22 protein-coding genes are annotated in these 24,298 nt (G+C 32.3%); 16 read left to right on the top strand and 6 right to left on the bottom strand.

What is annotated here, in order from left to right:
* Nucleotides 1-84 precede the first annotated feature (84 nt).
* The 3 genes from ICJ83_RS07640 to ICJ83_RS07630 all read left to right on the top strand — a co-directional run bounded on the left by ICJ83_RS07640 (nucleotide 85) and on the right by ICJ83_RS07630 (nucleotide 3,171).
* The gene (locus ICJ83_RS07640) at nucleotides 85-2,061 is read left to right on the top strand and encodes an alpha-ketoacid dehydrogenase subunit alpha/beta (RefSeq protein WP_188229783.1); all 1,977 of its coding nucleotides are present in this window, start codon (nucleotides 85-87) and stop codon (nucleotides 2,059-2,061) included.
* A gap of 153 nt (nucleotides 2,062-2,214) precedes the next feature.
* On the top strand, nucleotides 2,215-2,691 hold the full coding sequence (locus ICJ83_RS07635) for an Hsp20/alpha crystallin family protein (protein ID WP_188229782.1): 477 nt from the start codon (nucleotides 2,215-2,217) through the stop codon (nucleotides 2,689-2,691).
* 129 nt (nucleotides 2,692-2,820) lie between these two features.
* Nucleotides 2,821-3,171, top strand: coding sequence for a 3D domain-containing protein (locus tag ICJ83_RS07630; protein ID WP_188229781.1), 351 nt, complete (start codon nucleotides 2,821-2,823; stop codon nucleotides 3,169-3,171).
* A 66-nt stretch (nucleotides 3,172-3,237) separates the two neighbouring features.
* Here ICJ83_RS07630 and ICJ83_RS07625 read toward each other — a convergent pair whose 3' ends face one another.
* The gene (locus tag ICJ83_RS07625) at nucleotides 3,238-3,807 is read right to left on the bottom strand and encodes an ExbD/TolR family protein (protein WP_188229780.1); all 570 of its coding nucleotides are present in this window, start codon (nucleotides 3,805-3,807) and stop codon (nucleotides 3,238-3,240) included.
* A 249-nt stretch (nucleotides 3,808-4,056) separates the two neighbouring features.
* Here ICJ83_RS07625 and ICJ83_RS07620 point away from each other — a divergent pair, with 249 nt between their 5' ends.
* Both ICJ83_RS07620 and ICJ83_RS07615 read left to right on the top strand, forming a co-directional pair.
* A complete protein-coding gene (locus ICJ83_RS07620; protein WP_188229779.1) occupies nucleotides 4,057-4,734 on the top strand; it encodes a hypothetical protein in 678 nt (225 codons plus the stop codon).
* Nucleotides 4,735-4,769: 35 nt separating this feature from the next.
* Nucleotides 4,770-5,183, top strand: a complete 414-nt coding sequence (locus ICJ83_RS07615; RefSeq protein ID WP_188229778.1) for a hypothetical protein — start codon at nucleotides 4,770-4,772, stop codon at nucleotides 5,181-5,183.
* A gap of 9 nt (nucleotides 5,184-5,192) precedes the next feature.
* On the opposite strand, the gene ICJ83_RS07610 is transcribed toward ICJ83_RS07615, so the two are convergent.
* The 3 genes from ICJ83_RS07610 to ICJ83_RS07600 form a co-directional block, all read right to left on the bottom strand.
* On the bottom strand, nucleotides 5,193-5,987 hold the full coding sequence (locus ICJ83_RS07610) for a cation transporter (RefSeq protein WP_188229777.1): 795 nt from the start codon (nucleotides 5,985-5,987) through the stop codon (nucleotides 5,193-5,195).
* Between the two features lie 8 nt (nucleotides 5,988-5,995).
* On the bottom strand, nucleotides 5,996-7,009 hold the full coding sequence (mgrA, locus tag ICJ83_RS07605) for an L-glyceraldehyde 3-phosphate reductase (RefSeq protein ID WP_188229776.1): 1,014 nt from the start codon (nucleotides 7,007-7,009) through the stop codon (nucleotides 5,996-5,998).
* Nucleotides 7,010-7,179: 170 nt separating this feature from the next.
* Nucleotides 7,180-9,489 (bottom strand): S9 family peptidase, encoded by a 2,310-nt coding sequence (locus ICJ83_RS07600; protein WP_188229775.1) that lies wholly within the window; start codon nucleotides 9,487-9,489, stop codon nucleotides 7,180-7,182.
* Nucleotides 9,490-9,709: 220 nt separating this feature from the next.
* On the opposite strand from ICJ83_RS07600, the gene ICJ83_RS07595 reads away from it, so the two are divergent.
* From ICJ83_RS07595 to ICJ83_RS07565, 7 genes are all read left to right on the top strand, one after another.
* A complete protein-coding gene (locus ICJ83_RS07595; RefSeq protein ID WP_188229774.1) occupies nucleotides 9,710-11,272 on the top strand; it encodes a DEAD/DEAH box helicase in 1,563 nt (520 codons plus the stop codon).
* Between the two features lie 157 nt (nucleotides 11,273-11,429).
* Nucleotides 11,430-12,344 (top strand): EamA family transporter, encoded by a 915-nt coding sequence (locus ICJ83_RS07590; RefSeq protein ID WP_188229773.1) that lies wholly within the window; start codon nucleotides 11,430-11,432, stop codon nucleotides 12,342-12,344.
* Nucleotides 12,334-13,179 (top strand): DMT family transporter, encoded by an 846-nt coding sequence (locus ICJ83_RS07585; protein WP_188229772.1) that lies wholly within the window; start codon nucleotides 12,334-12,336, stop codon nucleotides 13,177-13,179. The genes ICJ83_RS07590 and ICJ83_RS07585 overlap by 11 nt, the downstream gene beginning before the upstream one ends.
* Before the next feature lie 79 nt (nucleotides 13,180-13,258).
* Complete coding sequence (locus tag ICJ83_RS07580) at nucleotides 13,259-14,305, top strand: glycosyltransferase family 9 protein (protein WP_188229771.1); 1,047 nt, start codon at nucleotides 13,259-13,261, stop codon at nucleotides 14,303-14,305.
* Nucleotides 14,306-14,415: 110 nt separating this feature from the next.
* Nucleotides 14,416-16,170, top strand: coding sequence for a transcriptional regulator (locus tag ICJ83_RS07575; protein WP_188229770.1), 1,755 nt, complete (start codon nucleotides 14,416-14,418; stop codon nucleotides 16,168-16,170).
* A 169-nt stretch (nucleotides 16,171-16,339) separates the two neighbouring features.
* Nucleotides 16,340-16,867, top strand: coding sequence for a hypothetical protein (locus tag ICJ83_RS07570; protein WP_188229769.1), 528 nt, complete (start codon nucleotides 16,340-16,342; stop codon nucleotides 16,865-16,867).
* Between the two features lie 270 nt (nucleotides 16,868-17,137).
* Nucleotides 17,138-17,740, top strand: a complete 603-nt coding sequence (locus ICJ83_RS07565; protein WP_188229768.1) for a Crp/Fnr family transcriptional regulator — start codon at nucleotides 17,138-17,140, stop codon at nucleotides 17,738-17,740.
* 300 nt (nucleotides 17,741-18,040) lie between these two features.
* Here ICJ83_RS07565 and ICJ83_RS07560 read toward each other — a convergent pair whose 3' ends face one another.
* Complete coding sequence (locus tag ICJ83_RS07560) at nucleotides 18,041-18,943, bottom strand: DMT family transporter (RefSeq protein WP_188229767.1); 903 nt, start codon at nucleotides 18,941-18,943, stop codon at nucleotides 18,041-18,043.
* 39 nt (nucleotides 18,944-18,982) lie between these two features.
* Nucleotides 18,983-19,801, bottom strand: a complete 819-nt coding sequence (locus tag ICJ83_RS07555; RefSeq protein WP_188229766.1) for a DUF1853 family protein — start codon at nucleotides 19,799-19,801, stop codon at nucleotides 18,983-18,985.
* Between the two features lie 118 nt (nucleotides 19,802-19,919).
* Between ICJ83_RS07555 and ICJ83_RS07550 the strand changes: the two genes are divergently transcribed.
* From ICJ83_RS07550 to ICJ83_RS07535, 4 genes are all read left to right on the top strand, one after another.
* The gene (locus ICJ83_RS07550; RefSeq protein WP_188229765.1) at nucleotides 19,920-20,474 is read left to right on the top strand and encodes a DUF4251 domain-containing protein; all 555 of its coding nucleotides are present in this window, start codon (nucleotides 19,920-19,922) and stop codon (nucleotides 20,472-20,474) included.
* 116 nt (nucleotides 20,475-20,590) lie between these two features.
* Entirely contained in the window at nucleotides 20,591-21,220 is a 630-nt protein-coding gene (locus ICJ83_RS07545) for a dioxygenase family protein (RefSeq protein WP_188229764.1), read from the top strand.
* A gap of 89 nt (nucleotides 21,221-21,309) precedes the next feature.
* On the top strand, nucleotides 21,310-23,373 hold the full coding sequence (locus tag ICJ83_RS07540) for a polysaccharide lyase family 8 super-sandwich domain-containing protein (RefSeq protein ID WP_188229763.1): 2,064 nt from the start codon (nucleotides 21,310-21,312) through the stop codon (nucleotides 23,371-23,373).
* On the top strand, nucleotides 23,370-24,260 hold the full coding sequence (locus ICJ83_RS07535; RefSeq protein ID WP_188229762.1) for an endonuclease/exonuclease/phosphatase family protein: 891 nt from the start codon (nucleotides 23,370-23,372) through the stop codon (nucleotides 24,258-24,260). The genes ICJ83_RS07540 and ICJ83_RS07535 overlap by 4 nt, the downstream gene beginning before the upstream one ends.
* The last annotated feature ends 38 nt before the right edge of the window (nucleotides 24,261-24,298 follow it).

Genomic DNA, 24,298 nt, shown 5'->3' with positions numbered 1-24,298 from the left:
CAAATTGGTTTATCGTACTAGTATTTTATCTTATATTTGATATTAACCCAACTACTAAACACTTGCTTTAACATACATTTTAATATGGAGTTTGAAACCGATTTTTTAGACGATACCGAACAGTTAAAGCTTTATAAGGCTTTGGTTGAACCTCGACTTATTGAAGAAAAAATGCTTGTTTTATTGCGACAAGGTAAAATAAGTAAATGGTTTTCTGGTATTGGCCAGGAAGCAATTTCTGTGGGTGTTGCAATGGCTTTACAGCCCGATGAGTATATTTTAACAATGCATAGAAATTTAGGTGTTTTTACTTCTAGAAACGTACCGTTGTATCGGTTGTTTTCGCAGTGGCAAGGAAAGTCCTCGGGATTTACAAAAGGAAGGGATCGCTCATTTCATTTTGGGTCGCAAGAGTATAAAATAGTTGGTATGATTTCTCATTTGGGACCACAGTTGGGTGTTGCTAATGGTATTGCTTTGGCATCAAAGCTTAATAAAAGCAATTTAGTCACTGCAGTTTTTACAGGTGAAGGCGGAACTAGTGAGGGTGATTTTCACGAAGCGTTAAATGTGGCGTCAGTATGGCAATTACCAGTACTTTTTTGTATTGAAAATAACGGTTACGGATTATCTACACCAACAAAAGAACAATATAATTGTGAACATCTTGCTGATCGAGCATTAGGATACGGCATGGAAGCCCATATTATTGATGGAAACAATATTATAGAGGTCTATAAACAAATTAAAAATATAGCTTCAAGTGTTCGAAAACACCCAAGACCTATTTTGATTGAATTTAAAACATTTAGAATGCGTGGGCACGAAGAAGCTAGTGGAACAAAGTATGTGCCTGAAGATACATTAAAAGCATGGGGATTAAAAGATCCTGTTTCAAATTATGAAGCTTTCTTAAAAAGTTCAGGTGTTTTAACGGATATGCTTGAAAATGAGATTAAAAACAATATTTCAACAAAAATTAACAAGAGTTTAGAAATGACATTTAATGATTCTGATATTGTACCAGATGTAACTAAAGAATTAAATGATGTATACCAACCAACAATTTATCATGAAGTTAAACCAATTACAGAATGTGAAAATATAAGATTCATTGATGCTATCTCCAATGCTTTAAGCGAAAGTATGAATATGCATAAAGATCTTGTGATTATGGGGCAGGATATTGCAGAATACGGTGGAGTTTTTAAAATAACAGATGGTTTTGTCGAAGCCTTTGGAAAGGAACGCGTTCGTAATACACCCATTTGTGAATCTTCAATAATCGAGGCTGCCATGGGATTATCTATAGCAGGAATTAAAAGTGTTGTTGAACTTCAATTTGCAGATTTTATTTCTTCAGGTTTTAACCCCGTAGTAAATTATTTAGCTAAAAGCTATTACCGATGGAATCAACATGCCGATGTTGTATTACGTATGCCTTGTGGAGCAGGAGTGGGAGCGGGACCGTTTCACTCGCAAACTAATGAAGCCTGGTTTACAAAAACTCCTGGGCTTAAAGTTGTATATCCTGCATTTCCTTATGATGCAAAAGGATTACTGAATACAGCAATTAACGACCCTAATCCTGTATTGTTTTTCGAACATAAGGCTTTATATAGAACAATGAAACAGGACGTCCCAATGGGGTATTATACTTTACCATTTGGTAAGGCCTCTGTAATACGAACAGGTCATGCTGTCACTATTGTAAGTTATGGAGCGGCAGTACATTGGGCTTTGGAAGTTTTAAATAAATTCGAACAGATAGATGCCGATTTAATTGATTTACGCACCCTTCAGCCGTTAGATACAGAGAGCATTTATAATTCAGTAAAGAAAACAGGCCGAGTTATAATTTTACAGGAAGATTCTCTTTTTGGAGGCATAGCCAGCGATATTTCTGCATTGATTACCGAACATTGTTTCGAATTTTTAGATGCACCTATTAAACGTGTAGCGAGTTTGGATACACCTATTCCATTTAATAAAAATTTAGAAGCACAATATTTACCAATACAAAGATTTGAAAAGGAACTGTTCGATTTATTAAACTATTAAAACAAACCCAGACAAGAGGCCTTGTGTATTGATATATAATTAGTTAACATGTAATTTTGTCAGATTTACTGTAATATTTTCAGTTATTAAACAATGGTATTTTATTTGCTGTTATTATATAAAATAAATTGTTTAATCAAAAATTAATTAGTTATGAGTGTTTTAATTCCAACAAGAAAAAATGGTAATAAAATTTCAGACTCTAACTTTAATTTATTACCTAACATCAATTCTTGGTTCGATGATATTTTTAGCAATAGATTAGGAACCGAATTTATGCCAGATTTTAATAATGGTATGTCATTACCAAAAGTAAATATTGTTGATTCAGAAGATAAGTTTGCTATTGAAATGGCTGTGCCTGGACTTGAAAAATCGGATTTTGATATCAATATCGACGATAACGTATTATCTGTAGGTGCAGAATCTAAATCTGAAGTAAGCAAAGAAGAAAAACATTACACCAGAAAAGAATTTGGTTATTCTTCTTTCAAAAGAACCTTTACAATACCACAATCTGTTGATATTGAAAAAATAAAAGCCGACTACAAAGAAGGTATATTGAAAATTAATTTGCCTAAAAAAGAAGAGTCTAAAAGACCTTCTGCTAGAAAAATTGATATTAAATAATTAAAAAGAGAGCTAAGGCTCTCTTTTGTTTTAATCCATAACAAATGCTTTTTCGTATATTTAGAAAAAGCATTTGTTATTTTGAGAACCTTCATTTTTTGTTTTGCTCTGTTCTTTAGCTTTGTTCTAATGTCTCACGATGTTCAAAAGAAATATCTATGGCACAATATAAAAGTTACAGCAACAGCTTATAATTCTATAAAAGCACAAACCAATGCACACCCTCAAATTACGGCTTTTGGCGATAGTTTAAAACCAGGTGTCAAAGTTGTAGCTGTTACACAGGATTTATATGAAAAAGGTTTAAAATATAACACACCGGTAAAAATTAACGGTTTACAAGGAGTTTTTTATGTAAAAGACCGCATGGCTTCACGATGGAAGAACAAAATAGATATTTACATGGGTGTAGATGTAAAAGCTGCTAAAAACTGGGGCAAACGCCATATAACTATAACTTATGGTGTGCCTCTTGAGTAGATTACTCGTACCAAGTTTTCCTTATAATTTATTACGATGCTATTTGTAAAAAGCAACCTTTAAATTTTACAACGCAAGATGTTTGGTTTCAGCTTCTGAAACTATAAAAGGATAAGCTTCCTTTACTTTTATCACTTCTTCTGCTGTTAAATTTTTTGATGATTTATTTAAAACATTAGTACAATAATCATTTCTTAATTCATAATAAGCAGCGGTTAATTCGTTTTGAACTTCAATGAATCGATTATATGTTGTATTTGCATGAGTTTGTAGCGAAATCACAGCCTTCGTAGGATTATCTGAAAACATTTTCGCCTGAGTCCCTTTACAGTATTCACAGGTGTTGTCTCCGTTGTTATCAACAAATAGTTTAGTTAAATCCTTTAATGCTTCTATAGAAACTATTTCGTTTTCAACCATAATTTCATCTTTATTATTTATAGTGATACGCAATATATTTCGCTCCGGAATTACGGTTTCACAATTAATTCCAGGAGGACAATCCTCGGGAAGTTTTCTATTAAATCCTTCATCAGAAGAAATTGTTGCGGTCACTAAAAAGAAAATCAATAATAAAAAAGCAATATCTGCCATTGAACCTGCATTTACCTCGGGGTGTTGTCTAGATAGTCTCATAGAAATTAAAATTTAAGTTTGTGAAATAATTATCTCACAAAAACAATACCACAAGTACATTTTAATCAAGGGTTTGTAGTATTCTTAATAATTACTATAATTTTTTTTTAGTTTAGAGTTACTAAGGAATGGTTTTTGTTAAATGAATGTAAAATTATAGATAAAAATATAGGGGTTAAATTATAATGAAATATATTTGATATATTACTGAATTTAATAATTCGTTGACCCAAACAATATTATTTAACAATGAAGTTATTTTCGTTTTACATATTTGTATTTGCACTATCGTTTTCTGTTCATGCCCAGCTAGATAATAAAAGATCTTCAGTTGCAATTCCTGCAGTAGAAACCACAAAGGAAACGGATACAAAGAAAATTATACCCGCAGAGAAAGAAAAAGAAGAAACAAATTTTGGAAATTTAACTGTTACTGAATTACCTAAACCTAATTTTAATAAACCAAAAAATAAATTTTCTCTTTACGAAGAAGAGTGGGGTGATCCTGGCGAATTATTTAAAGAGCAACTTGATAAAAATATTGCAGATTTAAAATTATCGCCGGAAGAGGTTGAGCAATTAAATGGCAGTAAAACCGATCAGTATTTTGGGGATTTTAGAAGCAAAGCTGAATTTGTTAATGTGGTTTACCGCGATCATGGTGCAGTTGATGGCGATTTGATACAAGTACGGGTAAATGACGATGTTGTTAAAGCAAGGGTTTTTCTAAATGGTGGTTTTCAAGGCGTGAAAATAGATTTAAGACCCGGATTAAATAAAATAGACTTTGTAGCTTTAAATCAAGGAGATTCAGGCCCTAACACTGCCGAGTTTCGAGTTGTTGATGATCAAAAGAACTTAATTTCTGGAAACCGATGGAATTTAGCAACGGGCGTTAAAGCCAGCATTATAATCGTTAAGGAATAATCTATTTTTTTATTCGATTTCAAACCAAAATTCTTATGGGTATTGAAAATGATCTAATAAAACGTGAAATTAACCGTCTTACACTACTGCTATCTAGGTTAATTGAAAAAACGATAGGTTTAAACTCAAACAATGCTTCTGAAGAATTAGATAAAATAGATAAAACACTCAAAGATGAATTTGATTTATCGGTTAATGATATAATATATTTTAATGACCTCGAATTAAAACAGAAGATATCATGCATGCATGAGACACATCTTGAACTGTTAAGTGAATTCATTTTTGAACTCATTATGAACGATAAATTAAATGGGGCAAATAATAGGATTGATAACCTGATGTTAAAGAAAAAATTGATGGTTATTTTAGATTACCTTAACAAATCTTCGGAAACCTATTCATTTAAACGTATGCAAATGAAAGACAAATTAAATGCCTTGCTATAAATTTGTTCTCTAACTTCCAAGTTTCAATATTCTAAATGCTCCATTAATAACCAAAGCAAAAACGATGCTTCCAATAATTAAATCGGGTAAAGAGGAATTCAACCAATACACCAAAGTTCCAGCTATAATAACGCCTAGATTAATAATTACATCGTTTGATGTGAAAATAAGACTAGCTTTCATATGCGCTTCCGTTTTACTTTTTGATTTTTGAAGCAGAAAAAGGCAAATACCGTTAGCTAACAAGGCAAAAACTGAAACTATAATCATGGTTTGTTCATTGGGTAAAATTTCAGTGTTAAAAAAACGTCTAATAACCTCTACAAAACCAATAACAGCTAATATAATTTGAAAATAACCCGAGCGTTTCGCGATACGTTTTTTAAACGTCATAGAACCACCAACAGCAAATAAACTCATGCCATAAACAAAAGTATCGGCAAGCATATCTAGACTATCGGCTACAAGACCCATAGATTTTGAGAAAATTCCTGTGAGCATTTCTATGATAAAAAAACCAAAATTTATTGCAAGAACACTCCATAGTAATTTTCTTTGAAGCGTTTGTTCTTTAAAAGTAACCTGATTTGTTTCTGCAGAAGATATTATTTTACCTCCTAAATTTAATTCTAAAATAGAGTGCTCTATATTATCAATTGGAGCCTTATGAAAAACAGTTAATGAACGTTCGGGAATATTAAATTCAAGATGCTGAACATTAGTTAGATTACCTAATTTCATTCGAATTAAGTTTTCTTCCGACGGACAGTCCATTTTTGGTATTTCAAAAACCGTTTTACGCAAGAGGCATACTATTTTATTATATTCTCAATTTGGAGTAATTCTTCATTAGTAAAAGACAAATAATCTAAAGCTTTTACATTCTCTTTTAATTGATTCGCAGAACTGGCGCCAATTAATACAGATGCCACTTGTGGCTGACGCAAAATCCATGCAATAGCCATTTGCGATAATTTTTGTCCACGTGATTCTGCTAAAGCATTTAAAGCCTGTATTTTATTTAAGTTTTCGTTTACCGTTTCTGTGTTTAAATAAGTAAGGGACTTAGAAGCTCTAGAATTTTCAGGTATACCTTTTATGTATTTATCGGTTAAGATACCTTGTGCGAGTGGAGAGAATGCAATACATCCTACGCCGTTCTCATTTAAAGTGTTAAGTAAACCATCTTCAACCCAACGATCAAACATCGAATAACGCGCTTGGTGTAGTATAAATGGTACGTTAAGGTTTTTTAAAATTTTAGCGGCTTCCGCGGTTTCTTTTGGTTTATAGTTTGAAATACCAACATATAAGGCTTTTCCTTGCCTCACAATATCCGCTAAGGCGCCCATAGTTTCTTCTAAGGGAGTCTCCGGGTCTGGACGATGATGATAAAAAATATCAACGTAATCCAGTGCCATACGTTTTAAACTTTGGTCTAAGCTAGCAATTAGATATTTTCTTGAACCTAAATTGCCATAAGGTCCTGGCCACATATCGTAACCTGCTTTAGTAGCTATAAATAATTCGTCCCGATACGATTTAAAATCCGTTTTTAATATTGTTCCGAAGTTTTCTTCAGCCGAGCCATATGGGGGGCCGTAGTTATTCGCTAAATCGAAATGTGTTATGCCTAAGTCAAAAGCTGTTCTTAAAATTTCTCGACCATTTTGAATATTATCAATAAATCCGAAATTATGCCACAAGCCTAAAGATAGCGCAGGCAGCAACACCCCGCTTTTTCCTGTTCGATTATAGGTCATATTACTATAACGTTGTTCATTTGCGAAATAGGCCTTGTTTTCAGATTTATCGTTTATTTGCATGCTTTAAAAATTTAATTTACTTCTGTAAATGTATAATTTTCTTTTCAACTTTAACGTAAGATTAAATCGCCACTAATAATAAACTTTAAATTTATTTATGATAGAATATAATAAAAAAAAAAGCCTCCTTATAAAAATAAGAAGGCTAAAATGCGTTTAGAATAAGATTGTCATTTTTTTAAGGATTCATTAAAATTAGGTTTTAGGTGTTTTGCGAAAAAACCAAGCATGGCCTGATAAAGTTCAATGCGGTTTTCTTCCTTTGCGAAACCATGCCCCTCATCGTATTTTACCATATACGGAATATCAAACCCTTTTTTACGTAAAGCCTCTACTATTTGATCGGATTCATCAATGTTTACTCTAGGGTCGTTAGCTCCTTGAACCACAAAAAGAGGTTTCTTAATTTTATTAATATGAAAAACAGGAGACACCTCATTCATAATGTCTTTTTCTTCAGAAACATCTTCATCATACCATATTTCTTTTATAATTTTTAAATATGGTTTCCAATATGGTGGAATAGTTTTCATGAACGTAAATAAGTTTGAAACTCCTACGTAATCCACTCCACAAGCATATAGGTCTGGAGTTTTTGTTAATCCACGAAGCACTGCATAGCCACCATGACTACCACCATAAATGGCGACTCTATCTTTATCTATCCAACCTTGATTTACAACGTACTGTACACCATCTTCAACATCGTCCATGGCTTTTCTTCCGATTTGTTTAAACCCTGACTCTAAAAATGCTCGGCCATAACCACCAGAAATCCTAAAGTTAACCTGTAAAGTGGCGTATCCACGACTGGCGAAAAGTTGTGCTTCTGGATTAAATCCCCAAGAATCTCTTATACCTTGTGGTCCTCCGTGGGGATTTACTATTAAAGGTACTTTTTGTCCAGAAATAGAGGTGTTAGGCAAGGTAATATACCCGTGAATCGTTAATCCGTCACGACTTTGGTAAGTTATGGGGTGCATTTCAGCCATATCTTCCTCTTTCAAATTTGGCATTAAATCGTAAAGTAATTTGAATGTTTTATTTGTGGCATCATATTCAAAATACTTACCATATAATTTGTCACTTTGAATAAAAACGAGATACTTACTCTCATCGTCGGTGACATCGGCAATAGAATAATTATACCCAGGGAATTCCGTTGTTATTTTTTTGTGCAGTTTTTTGTAGTATGAACTTACAGGTATAATAACTTTTTTGTCGCCCTGAAAAGAGAAATAATCTAACTCATAGTTTCTATGTCTTGATAAACGTAATCCGGATGCGTCAAAGTCTGGATTTGAATACAAAGTTTTAAGAACTTTATCCGCTTTTAAATCGTAAAGAAATATTTCGGTTTTATCACTTTCAAGGTTTGAAAGCACGTAAGCTTCATGCGGGTTATCAGAGGAGTAATTAAAAGCAACAATGTTAAAATGGTCTTTCCAGTTTAATTTCTTTTTAAGTTCATAGTTCTCTTCACTCTCTCTATAGTAAAAATCGACATTCACTCCATCTCTCAATCTAAAAAATCCTTTTAGTTCGCCATCTTTGTCAAATTCATAACTATTAATTGGGTTAGAGTCATCGTCATTTTTATAAAGTTGATTAATCTCTCCCGAAACAATATTAATTTTATAAGGTTCAAAAACTTGAGGATTGTTTTGATTCATCGATATAACCATATGATCTTTATCCTCTTTAAGTAGTTTTAAAATATTAACCTTTACGCCTTCAAAAGGTGTTAACTCTATTTGGTTATTTCCATCTAAATCTACCGCAAACAGGTGATATTCTTCATTACCTCCCTTATCCATTATATAAATTAAACGGTTGTTGTTAGCCCAGCCAAATCCCCGTATGAGCTCTTCCTTCTCTTCAATAACCCTAACAGTTTCGTTTGTCTTTAAATTCTTTACGTAAACATGGTTCTTTAATTTATCGTCTTTTTCTCTGTAGGACAAGTAATTACCATTTGGTGAAAAACTAAAGGCGCTTGCTTTGGGTTTTGCGAAATAATCGTTTACAGCGTATTTGTAATTTCCTATATCGGAGTTTCCTAAAGCGTTTAATTCTTCTTTTGAAGAAGGTAATGACGTGTTTCCTGGGAGTTTTCTCATAGTTTTATTTAAAGATAATGGCAATTCCAAACCGTTTTGATAAAGTATTCCAGTAATAGAATTATTTTTTAATAAACCAACATATTTTAAGCCGGCTGACGCAAACAGAACGGTTAGCGTGTCGTTTTCAAAACTAGTAAAATCCATTGGAATTCCTGTAGACCCTTGTGAGGGGCTGTCCATAGTAGAACGATATCCGTTAATTTTGCTTTGAATATTAAAAATTATAGGGATTTCATTGCCTTGAACAGAAATTTGACCTTTCCATGATCCCGATACGTTTTGTGCCTTCAGGGAAAAACCACTATAAGATGTAATCAAAAATAGCAACAAATACCCTTCAAAAACTTTTTTTGTCATTTAATAGATTTGAGGTTTAAAAAAAATAAAGTTGTTAGGGTAGGTGTAAGTTGGTGTTTTACAAAGTAATTAAAATAATTTTAAACTTAAGATTTTTCAGATTACTTATTTATATCCATTTGAAATACCAAAATGAAACCGTTTTTAATAAAATTTTAAAGCAAATATTCGTCATATACCCTTTAAAGGTGTTATTTTTGCAGGCCTAAAAGTTAGTTAAATGTCTATTACATCGAAAGCAGAATTAGAACAAGAAGAGCGTAAAGCAGGTAAAGATTTATATAGTTATCAAAAGGGAGCCATTAATAAAATTTTTAAGGCTTTTGATGAATCTCGTGATGATTATCATTTATTATATCAGCTCCCTACTGGTGGAGGTAAAACGGTTATATTCTCTGAAATAGTAAGACAATATTTAAAAAATCATGATAAAAAAGTACTTATCATGACGCATCGTATAGAGTTATGTAAGCAAACGTCAAAAATGCTTACAGAGTTTGCTGTAGAAAACAAGGTGGTTGATAGTAAGGCCGATTTAAGTGATCAGGCAAATTACAGCTGTTTTGTTGCGATGGTAGAAACTTTAAATAACCGTTTAAATGATAATAAACTAGACATTTCAGACATTGGTTTAGTTATTATAGATGAAGCGCATTATAATTCTTTCACTAAATTATTTAAATTTTTTAGTCAGTCATTTATTTTAGGTGTAACAGCAACACCTTTGAGTTCGAGTATTGAATTACCTATGACTGATAATTATGATGAATTGATAGTAGGGGAAAGTATTGAATCTTTAATTGAAAATGGTTTCTTGGCACGTGCCGATATGTATAATTATAATGTAGGACTAACGTCGTTAGTTGTTGGAGCCAATGGAGATTACACGGTAAAATCATCCGAAGATTTATATACCGCCGACGACATGTTATCGAAACTTATTCAGGCATATGAAGAGCGTTCAAAAGGAAAGAAAACGTTAATTTTTAATAACGGAATTAACACCTCGCTACATGTTTACGACACTTTTAGAAGAGCAGGATACCCAATTGCGCATTTAGATAATACGAATACGAAAAAAGAGCGGGCACAAATATTAAAATGGTTCAAAAACACACCTGATGCCATTTTAACTTCGGTAAGTATTTTAACGACAGGATTTGATGAACCTTCGGTTGAAAGCATCATTCTTAATCGCGCAACAAAATCGTTAACTCTGTATTATCAAATGATTGGTCGTGGATCTCGTATTTATAAAGATAAAAAGACGTTTACGGTTATTGACTTAGGAAATAACTTTTATCGTTTTGGTCCATGGGGTGATAATCTCGATTGGCAGCGCATTTTCAAATCTCCAAATTATTATCTCGATAGCATAATTAGTGATGAAGAATTAGAAAGCAATTTCCGTTACGAAATGCCAGATGAATTACGTAAAGAGTTCGGTAATTCGAAGGAGGTGTATTTCGATATCCAAAAAACCTATGTGGATTCCATTAGAAATGGAGAATCGTCAAAAGTTGTTTTAGAACGCTCCATTGAACAACACGCAAAAATATGTGTTGAAAACAGCGAGGATGTCTACGACGCTTTAGGTTTAGCAAAAATGTTAGGAGATGATATCGATTTCCGAATTCAGCGTTACACAAAATGCATTAGCAAAAGCACTTATAATTTTGTTGAATGGTTAAAAGATGATTACCGAAAAAAATTAAATTCTTATTTACGCACAAATTTTGATTCGGTATTCGAAGATATTCACGGATATCCTCCGGAAGACTAAAATCTTTCAAATAAATTATTATTGCCTGAAAAATAAATGTAATTTTACCATAGGTTAGCTTTTTGCTCCTAATTACAAATACAAAGAACAGCTATTAAACAATCAAGCATTAGTTGCTAATGTTTAATAGTTGTTTTTTTAGTTCATAAAACAACCTATGAGCATACCGCGTAAAACTATATTAATTGTTCTGGCATTTTTTGCCATTTATGTTATTTGGGGTTCTACCTACCTTTTAAATAAAATTGCGGTAACTGAATTAGCTCCGTTTTACCTGGCGTCATTTCGATTTACTACGGCCGGTATTATCATTTTTATCATTTCAAAGTTTATGAAATTGTCTTTAGCTGCTACAAAGCGACAAGTTATAAACTGTGTGATTTCCGGATTTTTATTTTTAGTTTATGGAAACGGTGTTTTTGTTTGGGCATTGAAATACGTAGATAGTGGTTTTGGCGCATTAGAAGCATCCACGCAACCTCTTTTTATTTTACTTCTTATGAAGCTTATAGATGGTAAAAAAATGCAAACCAACGCTTTAATTGGGGTGACTCTTGGTGTTTTGGGGATGTACATTCTTATTAGTCAGAAAGAGTTAATTACTCAGGAGGACACCTTGCTAGGAATGTTTATGATATTAACTTGTGTATTAAGCTGGAGTTATGCTAGTGTTTTTGTTTCAAAAGCCGATTTACCTAAGAATTATTTTGTAAGCACTGCGTATCAAATGATAGCCTCCGGAGTTATGCTCGCCATTACAAGTTTGATACTTGGTGAGACTTGGGTGCCGCCGAATAACTGGAGTAATCCAGTACTCGGCTCTATGTTACTTTTAGCTGTATTTGGTAGCGTTGTAGCATTTACAGCTTTTAATTATTTATTAAAAGTGGTATCGCCTGAAAAAGTATCGACTTCAGCTTATGTAAATCCGATTATTGCTATTTTTTTAGGCTGGCTGATTTTAGATGAAGCCATAACTAATCAAACTATAATTGCTGCAGTTATTTTACTTACAGGAGTATATTTTATTACTACTAAACGCAAAATAAAACTTAGACCGTTTGGACGTTAAAAGCGCTTTAAAATACATGTTATTCAGCACTATGGCATTTGCTTGTATGAATGCTACAGTAAAGCATCTAAAGGATGTAAATGCTTATCAAATTGTGTTTTTTAGATCATTTGGATCTCTGTTTTTTACATTTGGTTTTTTATTGAAAAATAAAATCCCAATCATAGGAAAACATAATACGTTATTAATTTTAAGGTCGGTTGTGGGGGCGTCTTCCATGCTTTTGTTCTTTATGTCGGTAAAATATTTATCTATTGGAACAGCAGTTTCCTTGCGTTATACTGCGCCTATTTTTGCGGCAATAATGGCTGTATTTTTACTACGAGAACGCGTTAAGCCGTTGCAGTGGTTATTTTTTGCCTTATCCTTTATAGGTGTTATTGTTTTAAAAGGATTGGATGCACACATTAGCGGCAAAGGATTAATTTTAGTATTGATAGCCGCTGTACTTAGTGGATTAGTATATGTTATTATAAGTAAAATAGGTAATCGAGAGCATCCGGCAGTAATAGTGAATTATTTTATGGTTATTGCAACGGTTTTAGGAGGTGTACTTTCTATAAATAATTGGATATCACCAAAAGGCACTGAATGGCTCTTTTTAGGTGCACTTGGCGTATTTGGGTATTTGGGACAAATTTACATGACAAAAGCCTTTCAAATAGCTTCTACTAATATTGTCGCACCTTTAAAATACATAGAGGTTGTTTTTACTGCCACTATTGGTGTCATGTTTTTTCAGGAGGTATATACGTTATGGAATCTGTTAGGAATCGCTTTAATAATAGGTGGTTTGTTGTTAAATGTATGGTACAAATCCAAATACAATACCTAGATTTTAATGTTTTAACACGCTTGCCCGGTTGTTTTCAAATTGGTACTTTTGTTCGCCTTTAAATAACAACTTTACATTTATGTCTTTTAAAATAGCAGTAAACAATATTAGAAGAAAAGTAATGCACAGCATTACAAAAAACGTTGGGAGTTCTTATAAAGAACCAGACTACGGTTCATTAATCCCAGAAGACATAAAAAAAGTTTTAATCATAAGACCAAACCACAGGTTAGGTAACCAGTTATTATTAACACCTATTGTACAGGAAGTCATCGAGCGTTTTCCAAATTGTGAAATAGATTTGTTTGTTAAAGGCGGGGTGGCCTTTCCGGTTTTTGAAAATTACAGTGCGATTAATAAAATTATTCAATTGCCAAGAAAACCATTTAACAATCTGTTTAAGTATGCTAAAAGCTGGTTATCTATTAAGAATAAATCTTATGATCTCGTAATAAATGGTGATAAAAACTCGTCATCAGGAAGGTTACTAACGCAATTATCTAGAGCTAAATTTAAGGTTTTTGGGGATGTTAATGAAGAAATTCAAAACAAGTATCCTGATCACAGACATATTTCAAAATATCCTATTTATAATTTAAGGTATTATTTAAAAAACCTTGGTGTTGTCATTGAAGACACTTCCTTGCCTGGGTTAAATATTAAACTAAGCAAAAAAGAGATTAACCAAGGGAAATCTATTTTAAATAACATTGTTGATGCTAGTAAACCCGTAATTTGTATTTACACAAATGCTACAGGTGAAAAATGTTATTCCTATGACTGGTGGAATGCTTTTTACGAACGTTTGTTAACAGAGTTTCCTGATTATAATGTTGTAGAAATGCTTCCTATTGAAAATATATCACGAATTAACTTTAAAGCTCCAAACTTTTACAGCAAAGATATACGTGAAATGGGAGGGGTGTTAAGTAATACGGCTATTTTTATTGCTGCCGATAACGGTGTTATGCATTTGGCTGCGGCTTCATTGATTCCAACTGTTGGGTTTTTCTCAGTTACCGACGAAACGGTTTATGGCCCTTACGGAGGCAAAAATATGGCAATTAACACAAACAATACAAATATTGACGATTGGATGCGTTCAATTCATGGTATTTTGACTTAAAAAATATCGAACACTTTCTGATTTTAAATCTGGCTATATGGCGGTAATTTAAAACATAGAAAATAAATCTGTATCTTTAGGTTAGCCAACTTTAATTAACCTAAAACATCTTGTTTTTTAAATATAGTCTTACTGTCGGTTTTTTTATTTTGTTCTGGAACTTGGGGCAATCTCAGGATACATTTACTTCTGAAGAAGCTTTAGAACAATACAAATTGATAACCAATGAAATGTCTAAATCATTTCCGGAAGATGAATTTAAAACCTATCGACGGACCTCATTTTCAGAATCGCAATTAGAAACTTATTTATCGCAACACTTCAAGAGACTTGATTTATTAAGTTATATCGCAGGTAATTACACGTTTAAACTAGATGCGTATTTACATTCTGGAAATTGGTTTAATTTAATTGGTTTTCCTAAGGAATCTAACGCGTCGTATAAGGCATTTTTTGAGCACTATAAACAATATGAGGCTTTATTATCTCAACAAGAAAAAGCGGATTATGTTGAAATGATAACGTTTGCAAATAGCATAATGGCTGCGAATTTCGAAAAAATGAATCTTTTTAAACGTGCCGAGGCGCAACATAAAATTGGGATGAAATTTGCCGATACCTTAAAAAATATTTACCACCCTTCTTCTATAAATAATTACGCTTTATTTCTTTATCATGGTAAAAGGGAATTAGATTCTGCATTATTTTATTTTAAAAAGGCTTTGCGTATAGCCCAAACAAGTTATCCAAATCATACTTTAAATGGCAGTATTCGCGATAATATTGCCGACATATATCGCGATAAGCAAAACTTTATTCAAGCAAGAGCTTTATACTTTAAAAACTTCAACTTTTTTCAGCAAACTAAAAACGAAAAGTTAAAAGATCTAGATTATCCAAGATTAATAAGTGCTGGGGCACAGTTAATAGAAATGGATATTAAGCTAAATCATATTGAAGAGGCAGCTAATAGTTTTAAGCGTTTAGATGAAATTTACAACACTAGCGAACATTCCGAAAACATTTTACCCGAGTCTAAAATTGAGTTTTTAACTGTAAAGCAGTTGTTGCTAAAAAAACAAAATAGGGCAGAAGAGGCTTATAATACGTTACAACAACTTTATCGATTTTCCGATAGTTTAAATAATATTGCTGCTATTCAAGATAAACGATGGCGCGACGAATTGAATGTTATTACGTTAGATAGAGTTGCGTTAAATTTCGAGATAGAACAAATTCAAAAGGCCAATAAAATTAAAAACCAGAAACTTCAATTCTGGATTATGTGTCTTATACTTACCGTTGTTATTATTGTTCTGCTGTACTTGTATAAGCGAAGAAAGCAAAGGATGCTCAATGCTTTTAATAAGCAATTGTTAACCGAACAAAAATTAGAAAATGCCTCTTTAAAACTGGAACAATTAAATCATAACATTAAGGCTAAAGAACGTGATTTGTCTGATTTCGCAATAAACCTCACGCAAAATTATGAATGGATAAAATCCTTATCCGATCAGCTTAATGCTTATAAAAATGGAAATGTCTCCGAAAAACCAGAATTATTAAAAAACCTGGAAGTGGAATTACAAAATAAAATTAACTATGATAAACGAACTAAAGTTTTCTTTGAGCGATTAGACACCTTAAACAATGGTTTTTATAATACTTTAACAACTAAATTTCCTTCGTTAACTAAGAATGAAATACGCTTGTGTTCTTTAATTCGGTTAAAGATAAGTAGTCGCAATATTGCCACCCTTCAAAACATAACTTTAGCATCCTTAAACACAAGCCGGTATAGATTACGTAAAAAGTTAAATCTTCCTGACGATATTAATTTAGATGATTATATTTTATCTCTTTAGTTTTTATCGACTTTTTTTCAGGTGTCTATTGTTTGTCTATTGGTTATTTATGGCTATTACATAGGTTTAAATTAAATTTATAATGATTTTATTATCAGTATACTAAAAATCGATCCGCGGTTTAGAATTATTAATAGCACCTTATCAAATAACTCTTAAAACCAACATCATGAAAACGTATTTAATAGGATTAACGCTATTCGGATTCTTTAGCATAACACACGGCCAGATTTCAATAGCTGCGGTACCAGTAAATATTGCTGAATCGAAAGTCGTTTCGAAAAAAGCAGTGCCAGTAAACCAATTTTATCTTAATGCTTTCGATACAGAGGTTACTTCGAAAAAAGTAGAAAAACTTCAACGTATTATTGCGAATTATGATATAAAAAAATCTTCAGCTTATATAGCATCGAAACCTTCAACATACAACGTAAAATTTAAAGAAGGTTTAAATGTTATTGAGGCAACATACAACCAAAATGGTATAATAATACAATCGACCGAAATATACAAAGATGTGCGTTTACCATATGTTTTAAACAATAGGTTAGGAAAAAAATATCCTGGCTGGGCTTTTAACAAAGTAATATGCACTCGTATATTTAATAAGGAAGAAAATAAAACCAAAGTGTTCTATAAGGTGGTAATGAAAAAGGAAAACCAAAAAAAAGTAGTTAAAATTGATGCGGATGCATAATGTTAAAAAAAACTATAAAACCAACCAAATACCCATAGTCAAAATGCAGAAGCTTTAACAACTTCTGCATTTTTTATTGACTTTAAAATTTTTTAAATTATCCAAATTATTATAGAATTAACCATGAATTAAGAATTCAACACTTAGCAAGGGATATGGAATAACAGTTTCACAAAAATAACCTTAATCATTAGTTAAATATTTAAAAGTAAATACTGTTTTAATATAAGAGAAATTATTGTATATTTTTGCAATTGATTATCCATGATTATGAGCGGCAGAAAAATTTCCTTTTCCTTATATTTTCTTGAAAAAATAGTACCATTATCTCCCGAATTTAAGTTACATTATCACCGCTGTATAAAGCATACGCATTTTAAAAAGGGAACTATATTACACAAAAGCGGCGAGGTTTGCAACAAACTTTATTTTATAAAAAAGGGAATGATTCGTGGTTTTCATAATGTTGAAAATAAAGAAATAACGACTTGGTTAAGCTGCGAAAACGAACTGGTTACATCTATTACTGGGTTCTTTAAACATATTGAAGCATCGGAGTGCATACAGGCCGTGGAAGACACTTACGTTGAATATATGGAATATGAAGATTTTCAATTTGCTTTGAACACGTTTCCTGAAGCCTTAAGGTTATACAATACATTACTAGTGGAGTACTATATTCACGCAGAAAATAGAACGCTGATGTCTAGAATTCCTTCCGCGAAGGGTCGTTTTGACTATTTTGTTGCAAATCAAAACATTTTACTGTTGAATCGTGCACCAAATAAATACCTTGCCTCTATGTTAAATATGAGACCCGAAACTTTTAGTCGAATTTTTAAAGACTTTGAGGTAACTTGCGTAGACTCTTAAAAATTGATATATATCAATTGAAAGAATTTTATTCTAGCTCATAATCATTATTATAGTTAAAAGATTATACATTAGCACTGTAAATTACTATTATCTCAAGTTTATTGCTTTACCAAAAACAAAAGAATTTCTTAACCTACTAATTTTTTAAAGTATTTATTATGGTGTCCTTAATTATAACTATGTCTACTATTTTAATTGTTGTATTTGGTCTGGGGGTTGGCTTAGGCTTCCATTTAGCCCAACGAAAAAATAACCAAACCATAAATTAAGTTTACATCTTCGTTTTGTTTTTTTAGTTTATTTCGAGTACAGTATTAAAGCTACTCCAAGCATAATACCAATAAGAGGAATAAGCTTTTTTCTTTTATTTTGCTCTTTAAAAATTAAGCCTCCAACAACAACAGCTATCAGTATTTGGCTGCGCTTAATGGCCGAAAGAAGCATTATTAAAGCGTCTGGGTCTTGGAGCGCTTTAAAATAATAGTAATCAGCCAGCTGTAATAAAACACCGACCGCAGGAATAGTCCATCTGAATTTAAAAGCGTTACGTTTTTCTTGGTTTCTAAAAAAAGTGAAACATAAAATAATGAATAAAATTGCGGTAGTGTAAAAACAAAACCAGAACTGAAGTGTTTGTGGTGTTAAATTCAGATTCTGTATTAGGAATTTATCGTACAAACCACTCGAAGCACCTAAGAATGTAGCTGCTACAATGGCCAAAATCCATTTATTTCGCTTAAAATGTATCCCTTCCTTTTTACCTATTTTGGAATATAATATAACAGAAAAGATAATAAGAAAGAAACCTATCCATTGTGTATATGTTGGTCTTTCCTGATAAATTAAAATCGCACCCAAAAATGTAAAAAATGGTCCTGCAGAACGAATTGGTGTTACAATAGTAATAGGTAAGTGCTTCAAGGCCTGATAAGCTAAAACCCAAGAGGCCGCCATAATGCAAGATTTTATTAAAATGAAGCCATGTGTAGCCAACGGTACACTCGCAATATACAAATCTATGTTTTTAACAATTTCAGGCGCAAAAAGCGACAACACAAAAAAAGGAACCAACAATAATAACCCAGCTGAAATTGTCCCAAATAAAACCGGAAACACTTCATTACCTTGAACTGCATGTTTTTTACATAAATTATGCAACCCCAAAAACAATGCAGCTAATAACCCTAAATACATCCACATGGCGGCAAAGGTAATTGTTTGCGATATTTTAGGCTAGTTTCAAGTCCACCAAACAATAAATATTTTTTTAATAATCCCGTTTGGATGCTTTACCCAGCACAAAGGCGAGGTTTTGTTAGTAATTAAATTTATTATTTCTGCTTTAAACTTACTGTAGGTTAACCAATTAACATGAGCGCTAACTTCTAAAAGCCAATCTAATTTAGAAGGTATATAAAACTTACTGGTCTTAAAAACATCCAGATCTTTCATTTTTATATAGAACCCCTGAACGCATTCAGGGTTAATTAAATTAAAGATGTTTTTATCACCTTGATAAGGAAGAAATAATTGAGCTCGAAACAAAACGCGTTGATCAAAGTGGTTTGCATTTATATTGAAACGATTTAAATAATGTTTTGTATTACTATTAAAAAGCAATGGTAGCTGTTTATTTTTTAGTTTGTCTAGTTTTTTTATTAACGAATCCTTTCTATTTGGGCCAATCCAGTTGTATAGTTCGTTATCACCAAGAAGAGGGTCGTACAAATAAAATTTATAAACTATTTCTAAATGTATAGGTTGCTTCTTGAACAGAAACAAAGCATCAAGCTCTCCTATTGTGATTTTATCTTTTTGAATCTGTAAACCCTCTACTAAGTTAGATATTTCCGGGTGCTGTTTTAGGTCGTGGCTCACAAAGCGCTCCACAAGTTTTCCCAGGCGCAGTTTATCCGCTATGACTCCATTGAATTTACTCGTTCTTGAGCATGGTAAATTAAATTGTTCCAGTCCATAAACTGTGTTGCCAACCCATAAGTTAGGTGTGCTACAATAGCCCTGATATTGAAATTGAAGATGAATTGTTTTATCACGCATGTAGCGCTAATTTAAATTAAAATTAACACGCATCAAAATGTAAGTAAAAAGCTAAAATGTATGAAAATCGTAATAATTTTTCGTAAATTAGAAATGGAATTAAAATAGGAATTAAACCATGAAACATCTCGTTTTATTATTATCTTTTATAAGTACATTTCTTTTATCGTGCAGTTCAACAAAATCGACAGCTACACCAGAAGAAATAGCAGCGTTAAAAGCGTTAGTTGAAAGTAAATCTTTTTACATAGAATCCGATTGGGCATACCCGCAAGTAACCGCAGCTATGCAACAGGTTTTAAACTCACCATTAATGCGTCCGGGCAATAGTGCTAGTGGTATTAATTTAATAGGTAACCAGAATTTTTTAAAAATAAAAGGAGACAGTGTTGTATCGTTTTTACCTTATTATGGTGAGCGCCGAATGGGAGCTGCTTATGGAGGAACAGATAACGGTATTGAATTTAAAGGATTGGTTGAAGATTATGAAGTTAAACCAAACAAGCACAATGGTTATAACATTCAGTTTGATGCCAAGAGCAACAACGAAAACTTTAGTGTGAGTATCAATTTATTTCCAAATTTAAAAAGCTCTATGACCCTTAATGGAAATACAAGGACAACCATACAATATTCAGGTAGTGTAAGAGCTGAAAAGGATGTAGATAAATAACTCCAAGCATGGTGTCAGAACCGTTTATCGTATATATAATGCTTTCATGTAGTTTTTTTTTAGTCCAAAGCGTAAATAATTAAATTTAAATCGATATTAATAATTAACAATTTAGAATGAAGGCTTTAAGTACTAAATTTATACTTTTTATCTGTTTGATTTTAGCATATCAATTTCAGGCTCAAAATACAGCTAGTATTTTGGATGATTTACCATTAAATTATGAAAAGACCAGTCCAATTTACTTGCTATCAGACCAGTTATTGGATAATGAAGCTCAAGTTCCTGATTACGACAACAAACCAACAAAATTAAAGATTTCTGGTACTATTTACCAGGCTGATGGAAAGACACCAGCTAAAGATGTGATTCTGTTTATCTATCAACCAGATGAAAACGGCAATTATAAAATGAAACGTGATGCCAATAGAAATCGTTATGTGTATCATCGTGCCTGGGTGAAAACCAACGCCGATGGTAAGTATACGTTTTATACCTTTATGCCTGGAAAATACTTAAAAGCAAAAGAACTTAAACAAATTCACCGTATTATTAAGGAACCTGGTAAACCAGAACAAGAATTATCGGCGTTTTTCTTTAATGATGATCCTTTAATTCCAGATTTAACTCTAGCATGTCGTGCGGAAGCTGTTAAAAGTATGTTACGGTTAGAGGAGAAAGACGATATGTTGGTAGCAACAAAAGATATTGTATTAAAAAAGAGTAAAGATATTTTAACCCAATAATTATTATGTGTTAATCGAGTTAAAGACAGTCAAATTGACTGTCTTTTTTTATATTTAGTGGTTAAATTATCAATTTTGAAAATTAATTTATGAGATACTTATTGGTTATTGCCACCTTAATATCTTTCAATTGGTACACCATTGCACAAAGTAGCGATTTACAAGAGTTAAAAACCAACTGGAAAGCATACCTCATTAATCAACAATTAAAAGAAGATCAAAAAAGCTATTTTTTTACCAATGTTAATGGTACTTGGTCAGATCTAGACTATAATAACCGACAACCTGGAAACTGGCCTTTATTAGCTCATTTAAAAAGAGCATCAATAATGGCAAAAGCCTATCATAAAGCCGATAGCGAGTATTATCATAATCCAACTCTTTTAAAAAACATACTAGAATCTTATAATTGGTGGGTAGATAACACTCCTAAAAACAGTAATTGGTGGTATGCACAAATAGGAATCCCGCAAAACTTGGGAGTAATTATGCTTTTAATGGAAGATAACATGGATCCAAAACAATGGAAAAAAGGCATTGAAATTATGGATAAAGTCCGATTTGGCATTCAAACAGGGCAAAATTTAGTCTGGGTTTCTTCTAATATCGTGTTAAGAAGTATTTTAAAGAATAATGTAGAAGAACTTAATCAGGCTGCAGAAAACATAAAAAACGAAATGCAAATCGCTATAAACAGTGAAGGTTTACAACCAGATTTTTCGTTTCATCAGCATGGCCGACAACTACAATTTGGAAACTATGGTTTACACTTTTTAGAAGACCAGGTAAAATGGATGTATATCTTAAAAAATACAGCATACGAATATACTTCTGAACAAATAGATCTAATGCGACATTACTTCAGTGAAGGACAACGATGGGTAATTTGGAAAGGCGTGTATGATATTAATTGTAGTGGTCGACAATTATTTCCGGATGAACAGCTTGATAAATCAGAAAAGGTGAAACAAGCAGCCTTAGAAATGAAAGAAATAGACACCGAATATCCAAGTTTATATAAGTCGATTAGCCATAAAAACAACATCAGAGGATTGAAATTTTTTCCTTTTTCAGAATTACTTATTCAACGAACAAAACAGTACATGGCAAGTATTCGCATGTGCTCAAGTAGAGTAAAAGGATCAGAATCAGGAAATGGAGAGAATTTAAGTGGCTATTACCTGGCTGATGGCGCTATGTGTATTATGAAAACCGGCGAGGAATATTTAAATATATTTCCATATTGGGACTGGAGAAAAATACCAGGTACCACGACAGTTCAAGACACAACTAAACTACCAGAAATAGGTTGGGGAAGTTATCATATTAAAAGTGATTTTGTTGGCGGTTTTACTTATAAAGATTTTGGGGTTTCGAGCATGCAATATCGGCGCGATGGAGTAGAAGCTAGTAAATCGTATTTTATATTTCCTGATTTTGTAGTTTGTTTAGGCTCAGGTATTTCTGGTAAATCAGAGCAATTTCTACAAACCAACATAGAGCAGCGTTTTAGCACAACGCCTTTTAGTAAATTAGTTGATAATAAATTTGAGAAAAATAATGCCAAAAACAGTATAAAACCTTCTAATTGTATTTGGCATGAAAACACAGGTTATATTATAAATCCTACAAATTCAATTGAAGCTAAAATAGAACAAAGAGAGGCTAAATGGGATCAAGTTGTCGTTTGGCCTCAAAAGCCGCAAGAAAAAAGAAACGTTTTTCAGCTTGTTATCAATCACGGTATTAACTGTAAGGATGATTTTTATTCTTATGTTATTTTTCCTGAAATAAAGAAAAGTTCTTTAAAAAAAGAATACAAAAGACCTTCTTATTACATATTAACAAACAATAAATTTACACAGGCAGTGCAATTAAAAAACGCTACTTCAATTGTGTTTTATAAGCCAGGAAATGTTAGAATTAACGGCACTTACAATATCAGTATAAATGTGCCTTCATTAGTGTTTTTCGAAGTAAATAAAGAAACTTCAACAGTGCTGATTACAGACCCTACTCAAAAATTAGAATCGGCTATAATCACTTTAACTAAACACATTGAAAGTGACATACAAACCGTAACAAAAACTATTAATTTTCCGAAGGGTACAAAACAAGGGACACCTGTAAAAATTGAATTTCAAATAAAATGAAACACTATTTAATTAATATTTTGCTGGTTTTTGTGATAAATTTTGGTTGTCTTGCTCAGGCATCGCAATCTAATTTAAAAATAATGACTTACAATATTTGGAACGGATTTGATTGGGGGAAAGATCAAAATAGACACGATAATTTTATAAAGTTTATAAAAGATACAAATCCCGATGTTTTGGCATTACAAGAGTTATGTGGCTATAATGAAGAAAAGCTTAAAAGCGATGCGGCGCAATGGGGACATAATTATGTGAAAATATTAAAGACTGAAGGCTACCCCGTAGGTTTAACATCTAAACGACCTATAAAAGTAAAAGCATTGTCCATAGAGGGGTATTGGCACGGTATGCTACATTGCGAAACTTTTGGTATTGATTTTTTTGTGGTACATCTTTCACCTGCTGATTGTAATTTTAGATTAAAGGAGGCCAACCAAATTGTAAAAAGTATAGAAATGAATTCAATTGAAAAGTATGTTGTATTAGGCGATTTCAATGCACACTCACCAATGGATTTTCAAAAACTAAATAAGCAAACGGAATTGCTAAAAAGATATTCAAAAGAAAATAATAAAAGGTATTCTAATTTAAGACTAGGACAATTCGATTTTTCTGTGGTTTCCAAATTTTTGGCTATGCCGCTTATTGATATTTGCGCCTCTTTTGTGGACGAAAAAGAGCGTTTTACATTTCCAACACCAATATTAATAGGGAAGTACAGAACGGATATGAACGACGTTATTAAATCCAGAGAGCGTATAGACTACATTTTGGTTAGTCCTAGATTATCCAGATTCTGTATCAATTCCACAATTCTAAACCATGGCGTACCAGATCAATTATCTGATCATTACCCTATTGTGGCTGAATTTGAATTCAATTAATAATTTAATAGGTCGTTTCGTTCTTGTGGCATTACGTA

This window comes from Aestuariibaculum sediminum (assembly GCF_014596945.1).
In the GTDB taxonomy this organism is placed as follows: Bacteria; Bacteroidota; Bacteroidia; order Flavobacteriales; family Flavobacteriaceae; genus Aestuariibaculum; species Aestuariibaculum sediminum.
The sequence above is the reverse complement of the archived record's forward strand: the minus strand, read 5'-3'. Positions and strand labels throughout refer to the sequence as shown.